The organism is Variovorax sp. dw_308 (assembly GCF_019207085.1).
Taxonomy (GTDB): Bacteria; Pseudomonadota; Gammaproteobacteria; order Burkholderiales; family Burkholderiaceae_C; genus Variovorax.
The window spans coordinates 383,676-401,507 of sequence record NZ_JAATOM010000003.1 but is presented as its reverse complement, the minus strand read 5'-3'; the positions used below and the strand labels follow the sequence as shown (position 1 = coordinate 401,507).

The 17,832-nt window shown below is 67.9% G+C and carries 15 protein-coding genes; 4 read left to right on the top strand and 11 right to left on the bottom strand.

All coding sequences use genetic code 11. The features are described from left to right. The 4 genes from HCU76_RS08295 to HCU76_RS08280 are packed head-to-tail and all read right to left on the bottom strand — an operon-like array spanning position 1 to position 3,364. A complete protein-coding gene (locus HCU76_RS08295) occupies positions 1–540 on the bottom strand; it encodes a carboxymuconolactone decarboxylase family protein (RefSeq protein ID WP_371319780.1) in 540 nt (179 codons plus the stop codon). Positions 541–572: 32 nt separating this feature from the next. After that, complete coding sequence (gene pcaG, locus HCU76_RS08290) at positions 573–1,199, bottom strand: protocatechuate 3,4-dioxygenase subunit alpha (protein ID WP_218508985.1); 627 nt, start codon at positions 1,197–1,199, stop codon at positions 573–575. Next, positions 1,196–1,939 (bottom strand): protocatechuate 3,4-dioxygenase subunit beta, encoded by a 744-nt coding sequence (gene pcaH, locus HCU76_RS08285; RefSeq protein ID WP_218508984.1) that lies wholly within the window; start codon positions 1,937–1,939, stop codon positions 1,196–1,198. Before pcaH ends, pcaG begins: the two co-directional genes overlap by 4 nt. Before the next feature lie 30 nt (positions 1,940–1,969). Then, the gene (locus HCU76_RS08280; RefSeq protein WP_213955688.1) at positions 1,970–3,364 is read right to left on the bottom strand and encodes an MFS transporter; all 1,395 of its coding nucleotides are present in this window, start codon (positions 3,362–3,364) and stop codon (positions 1,970–1,972) included. A 323-nt stretch (positions 3,365–3,687) separates the two neighbouring features. On the opposite strand from HCU76_RS08280, the gene HCU76_RS08275 reads away from it, so the two are divergent. Next, the gene (locus tag HCU76_RS08275) at positions 3,688–3,870 is read left to right on the top strand and encodes a hypothetical protein (protein WP_213955689.1); all 183 of its coding nucleotides are present in this window, start codon (positions 3,688–3,690) and stop codon (positions 3,868–3,870) included. 12 nt (positions 3,871–3,882) lie between these two features. Here the strand turns inward: HCU76_RS08275 and HCU76_RS08270 are convergent, their stop codons facing one another. Next, positions 3,883–4,689 carry an alpha/beta fold hydrolase gene (locus HCU76_RS08270; RefSeq protein ID WP_218508983.1) on the bottom strand — a complete coding sequence of 269 codons (807 nt, stop codon included), beginning with the start codon at positions 4,687–4,689 and terminating at the stop codon, positions 3,883–3,885. A gap of 1 nt (position 4,690) precedes the next feature. After that, on the bottom strand, positions 4,691–5,995 hold the full coding sequence (locus HCU76_RS08265) for an O-acetylhomoserine aminocarboxypropyltransferase (RefSeq protein ID WP_218508982.1): 1,305 nt from the start codon (positions 5,993–5,995) through the stop codon (positions 4,691–4,693). Between the two features lie 144 nt (positions 5,996–6,139). On the opposite strand from HCU76_RS08265, the gene HCU76_RS08260 reads away from it, so the two are divergent. Further along, entirely contained in the window at positions 6,140–6,595 is a 456-nt protein-coding gene (locus tag HCU76_RS08260) for a CBS domain-containing protein (protein WP_213955692.1), read from the top strand. Here HCU76_RS08260 and HCU76_RS08255 read toward each other — a convergent pair. The 3 genes from HCU76_RS08255 to HCU76_RS08245 all read right to left on the bottom strand — a co-directional run bounded on the left by HCU76_RS08255 (position 6,550) and on the right by HCU76_RS08245 (position 9,539). After that, the gene (locus tag HCU76_RS08255; protein WP_218508981.1) at positions 6,550–7,119 is read right to left on the bottom strand and encodes a hypothetical protein; all 570 of its coding nucleotides are present in this window, start codon (positions 7,117–7,119) and stop codon (positions 6,550–6,552) included. The two genes, HCU76_RS08260 and HCU76_RS08255, sit on opposite strands and share 46 nt — an antisense overlap. Before the next feature lie 7 nt (positions 7,120–7,126). Next, positions 7,127–7,825 carry a hypothetical protein gene (locus HCU76_RS08250; protein ID WP_218508980.1) on the bottom strand — a complete coding sequence of 233 codons (699 nt, stop codon included), beginning with the start codon at positions 7,823–7,825 and terminating at the stop codon, positions 7,127–7,129. Positions 7,826–8,174: 349 nt separating this feature from the next. Beyond that, positions 8,175–9,539: a homoserine dehydrogenase gene (locus tag HCU76_RS08245; protein ID WP_218508979.1), complete on the bottom strand. Its 1,365-nt coding sequence runs from the start codon at positions 9,537–9,539 to the stop codon at positions 8,175–8,177. A 542-nt stretch (positions 9,540–10,081) separates the two neighbouring features. On the opposite strand from HCU76_RS08245, the gene HCU76_RS08240 reads away from it, so the two are divergent. Both HCU76_RS08240 and HCU76_RS08235 read left to right on the top strand, forming a co-directional pair. After that, positions 10,082–10,321 carry a hypothetical protein gene (locus HCU76_RS08240; RefSeq protein WP_218508978.1) on the top strand — a complete coding sequence of 80 codons (240 nt, stop codon included), beginning with the start codon at positions 10,082–10,084 and terminating at the stop codon, positions 10,319–10,321. Further along, positions 10,321–10,770, top strand: a complete 450-nt coding sequence (locus HCU76_RS08235) for a putative toxin-antitoxin system toxin component, PIN family (protein ID WP_218508977.1) — start codon at positions 10,321–10,323, stop codon at positions 10,768–10,770. The genes HCU76_RS08240 and HCU76_RS08235 overlap by 1 nt, the downstream gene beginning before the upstream one ends. 113 nt (positions 10,771–10,883) lie before the next feature. Here the strand turns inward: HCU76_RS08235 and HCU76_RS08230 are convergent, their stop codons facing one another. Both HCU76_RS08230 and treZ read right to left on the bottom strand, forming a co-directional pair. Next, positions 10,884–15,995: a malto-oligosyltrehalose synthase gene (locus HCU76_RS08230; RefSeq protein WP_218508976.1), complete on the bottom strand. Its 5,112-nt coding sequence runs from the start codon at positions 15,993–15,995 to the stop codon at positions 10,884–10,886. Then, positions 15,988–17,817 carry a malto-oligosyltrehalose trehalohydrolase gene (gene treZ, locus HCU76_RS08225; protein WP_218508975.1) on the bottom strand — a complete coding sequence of 610 codons (1,830 nt, stop codon included), beginning with the start codon at positions 17,815–17,817 and terminating at the stop codon, positions 15,988–15,990. Before treZ ends, HCU76_RS08230 begins: the two co-directional genes overlap by 8 nt. Between the last annotated feature and the right edge of the window lie 15 nt (positions 17,818–17,832).

Below are 17,832 nucleotides of genomic sequence, written 5' to 3'. Positions count from 1 at the left end.
CTACTCCCCGGACGCGTCGATGTCGAGCACGACCAGGAAGCGCGACACCATGTTGTAGCCCGCGATGGTGCCCATCAGCTCGACCAGTTGCTGCTCGCCGAACAGCACGCGCGCCTTCTCGATGATCTCCTTGCGCACCTTGACCTGGCGTGTCATGTCCAGCGTCAACCGCAGGGCCACACGCTCGTGCTCGTTGAAGAGGGCGGTGTCGTAGCAGGCGGCGGTGACGTCGTCGAGCGCATCGAGCTGCGCCTGCGTGCCGTTGGCGGCCAGGAACTCGGGCGCGTGCTGGATCCATTCGTAGTCCGCGTTGTTGAGCCGCGCGACCGCGCAGATCGCCAGTTCGTTGATGTGGCGCGGCACCTGCAGCTGGTTGCGGATGGCGGCGAACATCTCGTTCCAGCCGCGGGCGAAGGCCGGGCTGTGCAGCAGCATGCGGTCCAGGTTGAGCAGCTTGCCGCTGGAGCGGCGCTTGCGGATGGTGGCGGCCAGTTCGGCGACTTCGGGGTCGTCGACGTTGCAGTATTCGATGTTGGGCACAGGGTGTCTCCTGGTGTTGGATTCGTGAAGAGTCAGATGTCGAAGAAGACGGTTTCACCGTCGCCTTGCAGGCGGATGTCGAAGCGGTAGACCACCTGGCCGTCGCGCGTCTCGCGCTGCGCGACCAGGGTCTTGCGGCGCACTTCCCATTCGATGAGGTTCAGCACCGGGTCCTTGGCATTGGCCTCGGCTTCGTCGCTGAAGTAGAGCCGCGTGTGCAGGCCCAGGTTGATGCCGCGCGCGACGATCCACAAGGCGATGTGCGGCGCCATCGGCCGGCCCTTGCGGCCCTCGACCACGCCGGGCTTGATCGTCTCGAAGCTGTAGATGCCCGTGTCGAAGTCGCTGCACGCGCGCCCCCAGCCACGGAACGACGGGTCGACCGACTTGCCGGCCTGCCGGTCGGCGGGATGGTTGTACGCACCGTCGGCGTTGGCCTGCCAGCACTCGATCAGAACGTCGCGCACGGGCGTGCCCGAGCCGTCGTACACCGTGCCCTCGATGCGGATGCGCTCGCCCTTCGTCTCGGGCGTCACCAGCACGTTGCCGAAGTTCTTCTCGAAGATGTCGAACCCGGCCTGGTTCGGCGCCAGGCCGATGTGCACATAGGGCCCGGCCGTCTGGGAAGCGGTCTCGCGCAGCAGCTTGGTCGTGTTCATGCCTTGGCTCCCTGCACGAAGTTCTCGAACAGCGTGGCACGGTGGCCGCGCAGGATGATGTCGAAGCGATAGGCGCGGCTGTCCAGCGGCACGAAGGCGCTGGTGTCCTGCATCGCGATCAGGCCGCGGATCTGTTCCTCGCTCGGCACGATGCCCAGGATCGGGCAGCTCCAGATCAGCGGGTCGCCCTCGAAGTACATCTGCGTGATGAGCCGCTGCACCCAGCCGTCGCCGGAGATGGCGTAGTGGATGTGGGCCGGCCGCCAGTCGTTGACCCGGTTGCGCCAGGGATAGGGGCCGGGGCGGATGGTGCGGTAGGCGTAGTAGCCGTTCTCGTCGGTCAGCATGCGTCCGCAGCCGCCGAAGTTGGGATCCAGCGCGCCGATGTACTGGTCCTTCTTGTGACGGTAGCGTCCGCTCGCGTTCGCCTGCCACACCTCGACCAGCGCGTTCCTCACCGGCCGGCCGTACTGGTCGCGCACATAGCCGTGCACGATGACGCGCTCGCCGATGGGCAGGCCGTCCTTCGAGGCGTTCATGATCAGGTCGTTGTCGAGCGGGCCAAGTTCCTCGGGGCGGAACACCGGGGCCGTCACCTCGGTCAGCGACTGCTGCAGCGAGATCAGCGCGTTGCGCGGGCTGCGCAGGATGCTGGTCTTGTAGGGCGGGGAATAGGCGAGCGGATGCGAGGTGGTGTCGCGCATCATGAATTCATCGCCGGGTGCGGCGGCATGCGTCATCTTTGTCTCCTGGTCGTTCGGGTTCTGGCGTCAGGCCTTGGCGCTGGCGATGGCCTGCGCCCGCAGCCGGTCGTATTCGGCCTTGGGCACGGGCACCGCGTCGGCGTTGCCAAGGTCGTTCATGCGCACGCGATAGGTTTCGCGGGCGGTCCAGGCCGCGATGGCAGCCACCGCGCAGATGGCCAGGGTGATGGCGCCGATGGTCATCGGGATGCCGGTCGCGCCGGGGGGCGCCACGCTGACGAAGAGCGCCGGCAGCAAGGCCGACACCAGCGTGCCGAGGTTCTGCGAGATCGCCATGCCCGAGACACGGGTGCGGGTCGGGAACATCTCCGGATAGAAGCTCGGGAACACCGCGTTGTAGCCTTGGTAGACCACGCCCCACATCAGCAGCGAGAAGATGATGGCCATCGGCACGCTGTGGATGCTGATCGCGTAGAGGTAGCCGAAGGACAGCAGGCCGGAGACGATCGCACCCACCATGATCGGGATGCGCCGGCCGATCTTGTCGGCCAGGTTGCCGACGAAGGGGATCACCAGCACCGCGACGATGTTGCCCATCACGGGGATCCACAGGTACACGTCCGCCGCGAAGCCGATGCCGTAGCCCGGCTGCACCGCGTAGGCCGCACCGAAGATGGTGGTCACCACCGGGATCACGTTCATCAGCGAGCAGCACATCACGCGCAGCATGTCGCGCCAGCTTTCCTTGACGGCCTGCACGATGGGCGCCTTGGGCAGTTCGCCGTGCTCGCCTTCCTCGGCAAAGGCGGGCGTCTCGTCGACTTCCTTGCGGATGATGTAGCCGGCCACGATCACGATGAAGCTCAGCAGGAACGGGATGCGCCAGCCCCAGCTGTTGAACGCGTCCTTGTCCATGAAGTGCGCCAGCGGCAGGAACACCGCGGCCGCGAGGATCTGGCCGGCCTGCACGCCTTGCAGCGTGAAGCTGGCGAAGAAGCCGCGGCGCCCGAACGGGGCGTGCTCCAGGATCATCGAGCTGGCGCCCGAGATTTCACCGGCGACCGCGAAGCCCTGGATCAGGCGAAGCGCGACCAGCAGCGCGGGCGCCCACAGGCCGACCTGGTCATACGTCGGCAGCAGTCCCACGGCCACGGTCGAGAAGCCCATGAGGAACATGCAGACGATCAGCACCATCTTGCGGCCATGGGTGTCGCCCCAGTGCCCGAGGAAGAAGGCGCCGATGGGGCGGGCCACATAGCCCACGCCGTAGGTGGCCAGCGACGCGATGATCGCGACCTTGGGATCGGTCTTCGGGAAGAAGATCTGCGGAAAGATCAGCGACGCCGCAGTGGCGTAGATGAAGAAGTCGTAGTACTCCAGCGCCGAGCCGATCCAGCCACTGGCGGTGGCTTTCCTGGTTTGATTCCTGGCGTGGGGATCGTGGGAAGAGGTGCTTGCCATCGGTTGTCTCCGGTGTGAATTTGTTGACGTTTGGAGGTGCCCCCCTAAGGTATCCAGCCCCTCCGCGGGTCGCAACGAATGCCTTTGACACAACGGCGCTCATCGACCACCTTGCACGATGAACGATCGTTTTAATGGTTTCTACCAATGCCGATGAGCGGTCTGGAGCCCGGCGCGCGGTGCCGGTTGTCGCTATCGCTGTGCTCGTACGAGCGCGTGGCGAACTCCGCCGGCAGCAAACTGTCGGTTCGGTTCGTGGGTTCTCCGGCTGGGCGAGAACCTGCCTGGATGCGGCCTGTTTGCCGCCCGTGGTGCAGCCGGGGATGACTGACCGGTTCCGGCGATCGGCGTCACTCGCGGATGCGCGCCTGGTGGCCTGCAACAGCCAAGTCGCAAGTGCCTGCCGTGCATCGGCTGGCTGCATGCCTTGGCCGCGCGAGTCGGTGATCGCGGAATTGGTGCCTGCGTTGAGCGAGACGGCGCAGGCGCTGCGGCCGCCGCTCTGACCGCGCCGGTCCTCAGGCGCCCAGGAAATCCTTCAGCGCGAACAGCGTCTGATCGGGCGCCTCGGTCATCAGCGCATGGCCGGCCGGCACGGTGACCACCTTCGCGCCGCGCGCCTTGGCGATGAGTGTCCTGGCGGCGCGCGGCGGCGTCATCTGGTCGGACTCGCCGAGCACGAACAGCACCGGGCAACTGACCGCGGCCATCGCCGCCTCGCCGTTCGCGTAGTCGTTGCAGGCTTTGAAGCCGATGTGGAACACGTTGGCCTCGCGGTTGCTCGCGAGCACGCGCCGCATCAGGGCGCGCGAGCCGCCCTGCAGCCAGGTGCCCGGTCCGAGCGAGGAGGGTGGCGGCGCCAGCAGCGAATGCGAGAAGGTGTTGACCATGTCGATGGCGCGCTGCGGCGCGTTGAGCGCGCCGTCCAGCAGGGCCGGCGACACCGTCATCGGACAGGCGGTGCCGACCAGCGCCAGGTGCGAGACGCGTTGCGGCGCACGCGCGGCGGTCTCCAGCGCGATCAGCGAGCCGAAGCTGTGGCCGACCAGCGCCGCCTTGTCGACGCCCGCCGCGTCGAGCAGCGCCAGCATGAAGCCTGCCGCCTCCTCCACGCTCGCCGGCGGCTTGCCTTCGCTCCTGCAGTGACCCGGCAGGTCGAGCGCCAACACGTTCCAGCCGTGATTGGCGAACCATCGGCTCTGCAGGATCCAGACGCTGTGGTCGTTCAGCACGCCGTGGATGAAGACGACGGTGGGCTTGGCTGCGTCGAAGGACTTGCCGCCGGTGTAGCAGTAGGTGGTGTGGCCGTTGACGGTGTAGTTCATGTCACGCCTTCCCCGCGGCCTTGAGTGCGCGCTTCAGGTCGTCGATGAGATCGGCAGGATCCTCCAACCCGATCGACAGGCGGATCGTCCCCTGCGAAATCCCCGCGCCCGCCAGCGCCTCGTCCGTCATCCGGAAATGCGTCGTGCTGGCCGGGTGGATCACGAGGCTGCGGCAATCACCGACGTTGGCCAGATGGCTGAACAGCTTCAGCGCCTCGATGAACTTCTTGCCCTGCTCGCGCGTGCCCTTCAGGTCGAAGCTGAACACCGCGCCCGCGCCCTTGGCCCCGTGCCGCAGCAGCTTGTTCGCCAGCGCATGGCTCGGATGCGACTCGATCAGCGGATGCCCGACATGCGAGACGAAGGGATGCGCCGCCAGGAACTCGACCACCTTCTGCGTGTTGTCGATGTGCCGTTCCATGCGCAGCGGCAGCGTCTCGATGCCCTGCAGGATCAGCCACGCGGTGTGCGGGCTCATCGATGCGCCGAAGTCGCGCAGGCCCTCGCGGCGCGCGCGCAGCAGGAAGGCGCCGACCGTGCTTTCCTCGCTGAACACCATGTTGTGGAAGCCGTCGTAGGCCTCGGTCAGTTCCGCGAACTTGCCCGAGCGCTCCCAGTCGAAGCTGCCGCCGTCCACCACCACCCCGCCGATCACCGTTCCGTGGCCCGAGAGGAACTTCGTCGCCGAGTGATAGACCAGGTCCGCGCCCCAGTCGAAGGGCTTGATGAGGTAGGGCGAGGTCAGCGTGGAGTCGACCAGCAGCGGCACGCCCGCCGAATGCGCGATGTCGCTCACGGCGGGGATGTCCAGCACGTCGAGACCGGGGTTGCCGACCGTCTCGCCGAACAGCAGCTTCGTCTCCGGGCGGATCGCGGCGCGCCAGCCGTCCAGGTCGCCGGGCTTGACGAAGGTGGTCGAGATGCCGAAGCGCCGCATCGTGTAGTGCAGCAGGTTCTGCGAGCCGCCATAGAGCGCGGTGCTGGCCACGATGTGCGAGCCGGCGCCCATCAGCGTCGCGATGCTCAGGTGCAGTGCGGCCTGTCCGCTGGCCGTGGCGATGGCGCCGATGCCGCCTTCCAGCGCGGCCACGCGCTGCTCCAGCACCGCATTGGTCGGGTTGCTGATGCGGCTGTAGACATGGCCCGCGCGCTCCAGGTTGAACAGCGCAGCGGCATGGTCGCTGGACTCGAAGACGAAGGAGGTGGTCAGGTGGATCGGCACCGCGCGCGCGCCGGTGGCGGGGTCGGGCGCCGCGCCCGCGTGCAGTGCGAGCGTGTCGAAACCGGGATCGGAATAGCCTGGCATGAGGGCCTTTGGTTGGGGCAGGAATTCGGCGCGACCCGCCGACCCCTGCAGCGATGCGGTGGGCGGCGCGGGCGCCTCGGTGGGCGATGATTGTGGGCTATATTCAATTCGCATTCGCCACCGCCCAGCAGAGGAAAAACCACCATGAAAGTCAGCGACATCCTGCGCGTCAAGGGCAGCACCTTGTTCACCGTCACGCCCGACGAGACGCTCCTGGTGGCAGTCAACACGATGGCCGAGAAGGACATCGGCTCGCTCGTCGTCATGGAGCATGGCGACCTGGTGGGCATGCTCACCTTCCGCGAAGTGATCCAGGCCATCGTGGCCAATGGCGGCGGTGTCGGCAGCACGCTGGTGCGCAAGGCCATGGACGACCATCCGGTCACCTGCACCATGGAAACCGAGCTCGACGAGATCCGCCGCATCATGCTCGAGCAGCATGCCCGCTACATGCCCGTGATGGACCAGCGCATGCTGATGGGCGTGATCAGCTTCTACGACGTGGCCAAGGCCGTCGTCGACAGCCAGAACTTCGAGAACAAGATGCTCAAGGCCTACATCCGCGACTGGCCTTCGGAAGACGTGTCCGGCAGCAACTGAGCCGGCTGCGTCGTCGGCACGTCGAAGCCGCGGAGCCTGTCGCGGCCCCTGGCGAGGACCGCCGCGCTCCGGGCGCGAGGCGAGGGCAGCCGGAACTTGCCCGCGCACTTGTGGCAGGCGCAGTCGGTGGCCACCGACAGCCACATGCCGCCATCGACGGCGCGCACCGAGATGAGGCAATTGCACAGCGGGCAGGTCTGGCTGACGCCTGCGGACCGACCGTACTGGGCGATGGCCCGGGCGCTGGCGTTCTCGCAGGCAATTTCCCATGCGGCCTCGGGCATGGCCGCCTGTTGCTGGAGCTTTTCGGCGTCGGGTCCGGCGAAGCGCGCCAGCACGGGGTAGGCTGCCCAGACCAGCAGGAAGGCAGCCCCGTATTCCATGGCGTTCCACGCATCGATGTCGCCGGAACTGCTCCCGTCGGCGTGGCGTTTGTACGCGTGCCAGGCGACGAGCAGCAGGCCGCTCATCACCAGGCGGCCCAGGGTCTTGGCAATGACTTCGAGCATGGCGGGTTCGCTCACACCTTCTTCAGGTCTGGTCCTTGATGTTGCGCGCCACCTGCTGCGCAAGGCCCTGGATGCCGGCGTCGATGCTGGCAACGACCTCTGCCGGTCGGTCCACCAGCGATTCGAAGTCCGGAAAGCGGAAGCGCTCGGGCGCCGGCACGCTCCAGGAGGCCTCGCCGCGCGCGTCGGCGCCGTAGTAGATCGATTCGCCATACAGCGAGCCGACCGTGCCACGGCCCACGAGGTCCACGCTGATGTTGACGCGCGGCTGGTAGTAGCGCGAGAACTTGGCAGAATCCATGCCCGCTTCGCCGAAGTAGACGTGCAGCACGGGAGCGGTCCCCGGCAGCTTGTCGATGTCGACGGCGTAGGGGTCCTTGCGATCGGGCCAGTCGAGCACCTCGGCGTCATAGCCTTGGCGGCGCAATTGCTCGACGAGGGCGGCCGTGAGCTTCGGACCCATGGCGTTGCGCTCGGAGGCCATCTTCTCGTCGAAGATGTTGCTCTTGATGCGATTGGCGATGGCCGACGCAATGACGCCGCGGATCAGGTTGTTGTAGGTCCAGAAGCGGTCTGGCGGCAGCACCGGCAGCACGAGGATCTTCTTCACGACCGGCCTGGGCGCCTCCGGCATGGAACTGCGCGAGCAGCCCGTCAATGCGACGCCGCCAAGTGCTGCGGCAGCGGCCGACAGCACGAACTTTCTTCTCGTTGAACTCATCGATTTCTTCCCTGAAACATCCCTGGAGGCGCGATGCTATCGAGGAAGAACGGTGTTGAGGCACTGTTGCTTGGCAATTGTTCACGACCAAGACACATTACGGTGTGAATGTTTCTCAGTGGCTGCGCTTCGTTGGCGCGGGCTGCGGGAACTGCCAAATAAATCACTGGCCGGGACGCGCGCGCAGGCCGCCCCGGCCGACGCCTCGGAGGAGTGGCGTCAGAAGGTGTGAAGATTTCGTAGCGAGGGCGCCTGCCGGGAGGCCGGTTCGCGGACCGGAACCCCACTCTCGTGCGGTGAGGACCGCAGACCCGAGATCGGTGGCCGCAGTAGAAAGATTCACACCTGCTCAGGCCATCCAGTCTTCCACGCGCAGGGTCGTGACCCGGCCCGCCAGCGCGGGATGGGCATGCAGCGCCTGCACGGCCTGGTCGAGATCGGCCTGCACCACCGTCTCGGTCAGCACCAGCACTTGCGGGCCGATGCCGGGCTGCGCGTCGGCGAGCGCAACACGGCGCACGGGCACCTGCCGCGCCGCCAGCCAGTTGGCCATCGCCTCGGCCTGACCGGCGTCCGCCACCGGTATCCGCAGGTAGTGCGCGCCGCACACGTCGGCGCGCGGGAGCACCGGCAGATCACGCACCGCATGGGCCTGGAAGCCCAGGTGCGGCACGCGTTGCGCGGCACGGGTGCAATCCAGCCGCGCGATGTCCACCAGGTCGGCGATGACTGCGGAGGCGGTCTGCTCGGAGCCTGCGCCCGCGCCGTAGTACATCGTGATGCCGGCCGCATCGCCCTTGACCATGACGCCGTTCATGGAGCCGTGCACCTGCGCCAGCAGGTGCGTGGCGGGCAGCAGCGCGGGCTGGACGCGCAGTTCCACGCCGTGCGCCTGCCGCCGTGCGATGCCCAGCAGCTTGACGCGGTAGCCCAATTGCTCGGCGCAGGCCACGTCCAGGCGAGAGAGGCCCGTGATGCCCTCGACCTGTGCATCGGCGAATCGGATCGGCATGCCGAACGCATTGGCGGCCAGCAAGGAGAGCTTGTGACCAGCATCGGTGCCTTCGACGTCGAAGGCCGGGTCGGCCTCCGCATAGCCCAGCGCCTGGGCCTGTGCGAGCGCCGTGTCAAAGTCCAGCGCCTCGTCGCGCATCCTGGAGAGGATGAAGTTGCTGGTGCCGTTGATGATGCCGGCGACCCATTCGATGCGGTTCGCGGCCAGCCCTTCGCGCAGCGCCTTGACGATGGGGATGCTCACCGCCACCGCGCCTTCGTAGGCCACGGCCACGCCGCGCCGCCGGGCGGCGTCGAGGATCTCCGCGCCATGCACGGCCAGCAGCGCCTTGTTGGCCGTGACGACGTGCTTGCCGTGCGCGATGGCGGCCAGCACCCAGTCGCGCGCGGGGCCGGTGCCGCCGGCGACCTCGACCACCACGTCGATGCCGGGATGGGTGGCGACCAGCAGCGGATCGTCGGTGAGCGTCACGCCTGTGTCGCCCACGATCTCCGCGGCCCGGCCGAGCTGGCGGGCGGCGACGATGACGATCTCGATGCCGCGCCCGGTGCGCGCGACGATGTCGGCCTGGTTGCGGCGCAGCACGCGGAAGGTGCCGGCGCCAACGGTGCCGATGCCGATCATGCCCACGCGCAGGGGGCGAAGACTGGCCGGCACCTGGTGCTCGGGCTGGAAGGACTGGACGGGATCGCGATACATGAAACTTCTCCTGGCAAAAACAAAAAAACCCGGCTGCCAGAGCTGGGTTTCTTGGGATTCGCTGGAGAAGCGGAAGAGACACCAGGTGGCTGCCGAAGCGGCCACCTGCGCGTGCTCAGGTGGCCGCGGCGGTCATGGTGGTAATCATTCGTGCATCCACTGCTCGCGCGAAGGCGAGCGACATCGCACGGCCCCGGGAAGCGGCGTTGGGTGCGAGGGGGAGGGGATGGGACGGCATGAGGGGGCAAGTGTAAGGCAGGTTGCGCTAGGGGGCTCGGGCGCGCGGCGCCCTTGTGGTGCAGAGCCAATTTGTTTGGACCGAGGTCTCGCAATACAGGGTATGGACACCAGGCGCAGCTGCGGTAAGACCGAACGCAGTCCCCACCTCGGATCCAAGGAGTTTTTGCCCTGGTCTTGGCGGCTAAAGGAGGGGGCGGCGCAGCCTTCTGCGCAAGGGTTTCCGGCGCCTGGTTTAGCTAAACCGAGGCAACCTGCGGTACAACCTGAAAAGCAACCCACGCAGCCCCGGCGAGGAACCCCAAATGACCACCGTGCAAATTGATCTCCCCGACCAACTGGCCCAGCAAGCCCGAAGTGCCGGCCTGTTTTCTCCCGAGAAGATGGAAGCCATCCTGCGCGCGCAGCTTCGCCGCGAAGCCGTCGAGGGCCTGCGAGCGCTGCACGCGCGTGAGCCGATCGAAGAACTGACGCCCGAGATCGAGCAAGAGATCGTGGATATCGTGCGCGAAGTGCGCGCCGAGCGCCGCCGCAACAGCAACTGATGGCAGCGCCTGCAACGCCCGGTCACCGACGACTGCTGCTTGACACCAACGTGGTGATCGGCGCGCTGCTGTGGAGCGGCCCGCCCTTGCGCCTGATGGAGCAGGCTGTGGACGAGGGAATCGAACTGTTCAGCAGTGCGATGTTGTTGGCCGAGTTGGAACACACCCTGAACTATCCGAGATTCACCAAGCGCCTGGCTATGCTGCAAACCGACGTGGCTGCGCTGATGCGCAGGTATGAGCTCATCGTTACGATGGTGCAGCCTCCTGTCGAAGTACCGCGCGTGGTACCGAATGATCCGGACGACGATCACGTCATCGCTGCGGCCGTGGCCGCCCAGGCCGACCTGATCGTCAGCGGCGACCGCCACTTGCTGAGCATGGGCAGTCATCGGGGCATCGTCATCGTGAAGGTGAGCGAAGCGGTGGAGCGCATCTCCCACGCGTAGCCCCTTGATCTTTTTCCTCAGCGCTCACCAGCCCCTGAATGCTGCTGCTCGTTGCCGCGAGCGAGTCCCCAACGCATTGCCAAATGCCTCGGGCTTCACGCGCAACGAGTGGCTCACGCAGGAGGCAAGCTGACAAGCGCAGCGCCAGGCAAACTGCCAAACGCATCACTTACCCGCACGGCCCCGTCCACCATCACCAGCGTCTCATCGGTCAGCACATTGCGAAAGCGGGTGCCCTCCGGCCAGCCCGGCAGCTTCACCACCGTGTCGCCCCAGCTCGCGTGGCCCAGCGGCAGGCGTTGCGCGGCGGCGGCATCGGCGGCGTCGGCCTCCAGTCCTGCGAACAGGCGCCCCGCGATGACCACGAGCGCCTGCCCTCGGTGCTGCCGCGCATACGCCACGATGTGCTGCGCCTTGGCGCCCCGGGCGTGCAGCCCCGCATACCCGCCATCGCGGAACAGCAGCGGCACCTCCTTGCGCAAGCCCATCAGCCGCCAGGTCAGCCACAGCTTGGCGCGGCCGTCGTGCGGTGACTGTGCGAGGTCGCGGACCAGCGTCGGGATGTCGGCGGGTTGCTGCTGCGCCTGTGCCGCCAGTGCGTCAAGCCACTGCGCGCGCAGCCCATAGTCCACCGACCGGCGGTTGTCCGGATCGACCAGGCTCAGGTCCATCAGCTCGTTGCCCTGGTACAGGTCGGGCACGCCTGGCGAGGTGTACTTGATGAGCGTCATCGACATGCTGTTGAGCGCGCCGAACCAGGCGAGCGTGGCGCTCATCGCCTGCAGGTCGGGCAGGAAGACGTTGTCTTGCGCAGGGGTCAGCAGGCGCTGCACGAAGCCGGTCAGCGCGGCTTCGTAGTCGGCGTTCGGGGTGACCCAGCTGGTGAATTCCTTCGACTCGCGGGCGGCCTTCAGCGCGTAGCGTTCGATGCGGGCGATGTACGGCGCGCGGGTGTCGTCGTCCAGGCCGCCGGCCGGCAGCGTGCCGAGCAGCGTTTGATAGAGCAGGTACTGGTCGGCCGCGCTGGGCAACGCCGCGCCGCCGGGCGCCGCTGCATTCATCTCGCGCCAGCGGCGCAGGGCGAGGCGCCAGGCCGCAGGAAATTCCGACAGGACGTTGATTCGGTTGCGCACGTCTTCCGAGCGCTTGTTGTCATGCGTGGACGTGGCAAGCATGGTGTGCGTCCAGCGGCGGGCGCGGTCGGTGCTGGCCTCGTGGAAGGCTGCCACGGTCATGCCGAAATGCGCAGGCTCGCCGCCCACTTCGTTGAGCGAGCTGAGCGGAAAGTAGCGGTAGAAGGCCGTGTCTTCCACGCCCTTGGCCGTGACCGGCGCGCTGAACTGCTGGAAGCGGATCGCAAAGCGCAACACGCGCGCATGGAGTTCGGCAGGCGCATCCGCCACCGCCTTGCCCAGCAGCGTGCGGCGCACGAAGTCGAACACCGAGGCATCGGCCTCGGGGCTGTGCTGGAGCGCCCGGGCGACGGCCTGCTCGATGTAGTGGAAGTCCTGCGCCGAGGGCGCCTCGATGATGTAGGTGCGGTACACCTGCAGGCAGGCCGCCACCTGGGCCAGCGCGCGGCGCAGCGTGTTGAGCGTGTAGTCGCGCGTGTGGCGGTCGGCGCGCGCGATGCGCAGCAGCTCGGTCGAGAGCACGTTGAGTTCCGACGAGAGCGCGTTGCGCATGATGGCGTGCTTGCCGAGGAAGGCGAGCTGCCCGAAGGAGGCCTCGACGCCGGTGAAGCTGCGCCAGATGCGGTCGAAGCGGTCGGCCGCGCCGGTGTCGACCAGCACGCCGTTGAGCACCATGGCAAAGCGGTAGCCGGTGGTGCCGTGCACGTGCCATTGCTCGGGCACTTCCTCGTGCGAGGCGGCGATCTTTTCCGCGACCACATAGAGCGGCCGCGCCGGCCGGCCCTGCGCATCCGGGCCCGGCAGCGCGATGCCGGCGCGCCGCGCGAAGCCATGCTGCAGGCGCTCGAAGTACTGGGCCGGGTCGTACAGGCCGTCGGGGTGGTCGATGCGCAGCCCGTCGACGAGGCCGGCCGCCGCCAGGTCGAGCGCCATGCCGTGCGTGGCCTCGAACACCGGCTCGCGCTCGATGCGCAAGGCCGCCAGGTCGTTGATGTCGAAGAAGCGGCGGTAGTTGATCTCGTCGGCCGCCACGCGCCAGAAGGCGAGTCGGTAGGCCTGCGCGTCGAGCAGTTCGTGCAGTGCGTCGCGCTCGGCCGCGCTGTTGAATTCCGCGACGGCGGAGGCCATGGCATGCGCCACGTCGTGCTGCCGGGACACGAGCCGCGCGAGCCGGCCCTTGAGCACCTCCTTGTCGCGCGCGCGTTCGGCCACGGCCTCGGGCCCGGTGGCGGTGCGCGCCGGCAGGTGGCCGAAGGATGCAGCGACGCTGGCCAGGCTGGCGCCGATGTCGGCATCGGCGATGCGCGACTCGGCGCGCTGCAGCACGCGCGGACAGGTCTCCGGCGCGAGCGGGAAGCGGTGCTCGTTGTAGTGGAGCGCGAAGCTGCCGGCCTCGGCATCGAAGACCAGCACCAGTTCGCCGCGCCCCAGCACGTCGCCGTAGTGGTCGCCCAGCACGGGCAGCAGCACCTTGTCCTGCAGCTCGATGTTGAGCGGGTGCCAGTCGATGTCGAAGTGCTGCGCGTAGAGCGACGACGGGCCGTTCTCCAGCACGTCGGTCCACCAGGCGTTGTCGGCGCCGAGCACGCCCATGTGGTTGGGCACCAGGTCGAGCAACTGCCCCATGCCGTGCGACTTGAGCGCGGCGCTGAAGCGCTCGAAGCCTTCGCGGCCGCCCAGCTCGGGATTGATCTCGTCGTGCGCGACCACGTCGTAGCCGTGCATGCTGCCTGGCCGCGCGCGCTGGATCGGCGAGCAGTAGATGTGGCTCACGCCGAGCCGCGCCAGGTAGGGCAGCACGGCAATGGCGTCGTCGAAGCCGAAGTCCTTGTGGAACTGCAGGCGGTAGGTGGCGCGCGGGATCACCGCCTCGGCGCTGCGGCGCGCGCCGGCCTGCGGCGCCGGGTGCGGACGAATGGCGGCGAGGGCTTCGCACAACTGCTGCGTCGGCACGTCGGCCGCGAGTTGCGGCAGGTCGAGGCGCAGCTTGCGGCGCCAGTTGGGTTGCGAGTCGGTCGTGCCGGGCATGTTGGCCTGCTCCAGCATGCCGACCGTGTCTTCCAGCTGCACCATCATCACCTGCGACGGCGTGCTCGCGAGGTAGGCGTGGATGGCGGTGACGGTGGCGGCCGACAGCGTTTGCGCGCCAGTGGCCTCGACCACGGCATCGGCCGACAGCAGGCCGACGCGCTGCACCGCGAGCAGCAACCGGACGCGCTCCTGGGCGCGGTCGAACAACTGCTTCTCGAAGATGGCCTGGCTCGGGAACAGGCCGAGCGTGAGCCGCAGGCGCAGGTCGTGGCCGGCCCACCAGCCGGTGAGCGTGGCCAGGTCGTGCGTGCTGATGGCAACCAATGCATGGCGCGGGTATTCGTCCGGCGCCTTGAAGTCGCCTTCATGATTGCGCTCGAAGTACAGCAGGCGGTACGACAGCACCTGGAAGCGGGCCAGCGCGCCGCGCATCTCGTCGGCCACGGTGCCGAGGTCCTCACCGATGATCATGCAGCGCTGGCGCTGGCTCTCGATGGCGACGATGGCCAGCATCTCGTGCAGCGCGTAGTGCACGTAGGCGCCATCTTGCGGTGTCTTGTCGGGCGGTATCCAGAACAGGCGCATCAGGCCCATGACATGGTCGATGCGCAAGGCGCCGGCGCCGCGCATGCTGCCACGCAAGGTCTCGATGAAGAAGCGATAGCCGCTGCTGCGCAGCTTGTCCGGCCGCAATGGCGGTAGGCCCCAGCCCTGGCCGTTGGGGTTGAACTCGTCGGGCGGCGCGCCGACGCTGGCGCCCAGCGCGAACAGCTCGCGCTCGCACCAGGCGTCGGAGCCCGCGCGGTCGACCGACACGGCCAGGTCGAGGTAGAGGCCGACCGCCATGCCCAGCGCCTGGCATTGCTCGCGCACGTAGCCGAGCTGGCGCGCGGCCTGCCACTGCAGGTATTCGAAGTAGCCGATGCGCTCGGCATGCGACTCGGCGAAGTGCGCGACCTCGGGCGTATCGGGTGACCGGTAGGCCTCGGGCCACACGGGCCAGCCCCAGGTGCCGGGATCGGACTGGTGGAAATGCTCCTGCAGCGCCTCGTACAAGCCGTGCTTGCGCAGTGCATCGCCGCGGTCGGCGCGGAAGGCGTCGAAGGCCGCCGCGCTGGCCGTGCCATGGGCGATGTGCTGCGTGCGGAAGTGCGCGTAGAGCAGTTCCATCACCTCGAACTTGGCCGCGGCGACGCCGGGATAGTCGACCAGTTCGGTGTCGCGCAGGGCGGTCAGCCGCGCCTGGAATTCCGGCGCGCGCACGCGCTGCTGCGCGGGCTCGCATTCGCGGAATTCGTCGACGGCCTCGACGTCGATGTAGAGCACGTCGAGCTGCACCCGCGACGACGGGCTGTAGGGGCTCGCATGCGCCGGGTTGTGCGGGAACAGCGCATGCAGCGGATTGAGGCCGAGGATGCCGGCGCCGCGTTGCGCGGCCTGCTGCGCGAAGCGGGCCAGGTCGGTGAAATCGCCGACGCCCCAGTTGCGGTTGGAGCGCAGCGCATACAGCTGCACCGCCGGGCCCCACACGCGCACGTCGTCCTTCATGGCCGGCGGGTTGTAGCAATTTGGCGGTGCACTGATGACCAGCGTCTCGCCGGGCAGGTCGTCCAGCGTGAGGCGGTGGTAGCCCATCGGCAACGCCACCGTGAATGCAACGCGGCGCTCGCAATGCGCCACGCCGTTCACGTCGGTGCGTGACTCTTCGTGGAAGTCGTGCAGGCGCACATGGCCGCGGTGGCGCGTGCCGCCTTCCTCGACCAGCGTCCAGTGTGCCTCGGCCAGTGCAGCCGGCACGCGAACGCCGAGGGACCAGTGCGGCTGGCCGGCGTCGACGGCCGCGGCGGGCGGCAGCGCGAGCAGCCATGCGGCCGAGCGCACGGCGCGCAGGCCCTGCTGCAGCGGCTGCGCGATGTCGATGCCGAAGGTGCCGAGCAGCGCGCGCAGGTTGTCGGGTGCGATGACATGCCGGTGGCCGAAGATGTCGTGGTAGTCCGTGGCAATGCCGAAGTGGGCGCACAGGGCATGCAATGCCTCGTGTTCGCCGGGAGCCTCATCCATGGTTGTTTTCCTGCAGCGTGACGCAGACCGCGCCAGGGGCCAAGCGTAGCGTTTCGTTGTTGTTGCCGGCGGGCGCGAGGCCGGTGGCGTAGATCGGTGAGCCGGCCAGCGGCTGGATGCCGGTGAGCGGCTTCCTGCCGAAGTTGGCGAGCAGGCGCAGGCGCGCGCTGCCGAGCGACCAATCGACGCGCAGGACCTCGCCTTCGCGCCAATACTGCCCGCCGCCACGCTGGTTGGCCAGGTGCGGCGTGACGAGGCGCCGGCGGATCGCCAGCAATTCCGAGATGAAGGCAAGGAAGTCGCGGTGCGGACCGTGCAAGCGCTCTTGCCAGTTCAGCTTCGAAGCCTCGAAGGTGGAGGCCGCGTTGGGGTCGGGGATGCGGGCGCGCGCGGCTTCGTCGGCAAAGGCTGCGAACTTGCCGAACTCGGCGCGCCGGCCGTCCGACACCGCGGCAGCGAGTTCATGGCCGAAGTCGCAGAAGTAGAGGAAGGGCGTGGAGGCCGCGTATTCCTCGCCCATGAACAGCATCGGCACATGCGGCGACAACAGCAGGCAGGCATAGGCTGCGCGCAGCAACGCCGGATCGGCCAGCGCATCGATGCGGTCGCCGAAGGCGCGGTTGCCGACCTGGTCGTGCGTCTGCAGGAAGGAGACGAAGGCGTTGGAGGGCAGGTGCGTGCTCGGCTCGCCGCGCATTTCACCGGAGCGGAAGGGCGAGGCCTGGCCCTGGAACACGAAGCCCTCCGCGAGTGCACGGCCGAAGTGGTCGATGGGGTCATCGGCGTAGTCGGCGTAGTAGCCATCGGAGTCGCCGGTGACCAGCACATGGGCCGCGTGATGCAGGTCGTCGTTCCACTGCGCGGTGGCGATACGGGGCTGGCCCGTGGCGTCGCGCTCCAGGTAGCGCGCGCCGTTGGCATCGTTCTCCAGCACGACGTGGATGTGGCGCTCGCGGCCGGGGCCGTCGCGCAGCGCGGTGCAGATCTCCTCGACGATGTCGGGGCGGCTGTCGTCACGGATCGCGTGCACCGCATCCATGCGAAGTCCGTCGAAGCGGTATTCCTCCACCCAGAACAGCGCGTTGTGCACGAAGAAATCGCGCACCGTGCGCGCCTCTTCGCCGTCGTAGTTGATGGCGGCGCCCCAGGGGGTCTGGTGCGCGGCATTGAAGAAGTGGGGGCTGCCCGCGTGCAGGTAGTTGCCCTCCGGGCCGAAGTGGTTGTAGACCACATCCAGCAGCACCATGAGGCCGAGGTCGTGCGCTGCATTGACGAAAGCCTTCAGCTCGTCCGGCGTGCCGTAGCAGGCATCGGGAGCGAACAGCAGCACGCCGTCGTAGCCCCAGCCCTGGTGGCCCGGCGAGGCGGCCACCGGCATCAGCTCGACGACCGTGATGCCGAGCGTGGCCAGGTCGACCAGGCGCTTGCGTGCCGCCGCGAAAGTGCCTTCCGGTGTGAAGGCGCCGATGTGCAGTTCGTAGATGACCGCCTCGGTCCAGGGGCGTCCGCGCCACTCGTCGTCGTGCCAGGCGTAGGCTTGTGGGTCGATCACCTCGCTGGCGCCGTGCACGTCGACCGGGTTGCGCCGCGATGCGGGGTCCGGCACGCGCGTGCCGTCGGGCAGGCAGAAGCGATAGCGCTCGCCTGCGCGGGCCTGCGGTACGTCCAGCCGGTGCCAGCCATCAGCCGTGCGTTGCATGGGCACGGGCGGCTGCTCACCTCGTTCGAGCCCGATGCGTTCTGCGTCTGGGGCCCAGTAGCTGAATCTCACGCCAGCGTCGAGCACGGAGGCTCCGAAGGGCATGGCGTGAACATGGTTCATGCGCGGCTTGGGTCT

Bases quoted from the DNA above. Each gene is read 5' to 3' on its own strand.
- pcaG (WP_218508985.1), bottom strand. From the start codon at position 1,199: ATGAACACGACCAAGCTGCTGCGCGAGACCGCTTCCCAGACGGCCGGG.
- pcaH (WP_218508984.1), bottom strand. From the start codon at position 1,939: ATGACGCATGCCGCCGCACCCGGCGATGAATTCATGATGCGCGACACC.
- HCU76_RS08280 (WP_213955688.1), bottom strand. From the start codon at position 3,364: ATGGCAAGCACCTCTTCCCACGATCCCCACGCCAGGAATCAAACCAGG.
- HCU76_RS08275 (WP_213955689.1), top strand. From the start codon at position 3,688: ATGACTGACCGGTTCCGGCGATCGGCGTCACTCGCGGATGCGCGCCTG.
- HCU76_RS08270 (WP_218508983.1), bottom strand. From the start codon at position 4,689: ATGAACTACACCGTCAACGGCCACACCACCTACTGCTACACCGGCGGC.
- HCU76_RS08265 (WP_218508982.1), bottom strand. From the start codon at position 5,995: ATGCCAGGCTATTCCGATCCCGGTTTCGACACGCTCGCACTGCACGCG.
- HCU76_RS08260 (WP_213955692.1), top strand. From the start codon at position 6,140: ATGAAAGTCAGCGACATCCTGCGCGTCAAGGGCAGCACCTTGTTCACC.
- HCU76_RS08250 (WP_218508980.1), bottom strand. From the start codon at position 7,825: ATGAGTTCAACGAGAAGAAAGTTCGTGCTGTCGGCCGCTGCCGCAGCA.
- HCU76_RS08245 (WP_218508979.1), bottom strand. From the start codon at position 9,539: ATGTATCGCGATCCCGTCCAGTCCTTCCAGCCCGAGCACCAGGTGCCG.
- HCU76_RS08240 (WP_218508978.1), top strand. From the start codon at position 10,082: ATGACCACCGTGCAAATTGATCTCCCCGACCAACTGGCCCAGCAAGCC.
- HCU76_RS08235 (WP_218508977.1), top strand. From the start codon at position 10,321: ATGGCAGCGCCTGCAACGCCCGGTCACCGACGACTGCTGCTTGACACC.
- HCU76_RS08230 (WP_218508976.1), bottom strand. From the start codon at position 15,995: ATGGATGAGGCTCCCGGCGAACACGAGGCATTGCATGCCCTGTGCGCC.
- treZ (WP_218508975.1), bottom strand. From the start codon at position 17,817: ATGAACCATGTTCACGCCATGCCCTTCGGAGCCTCCGTGCTCGACGCT.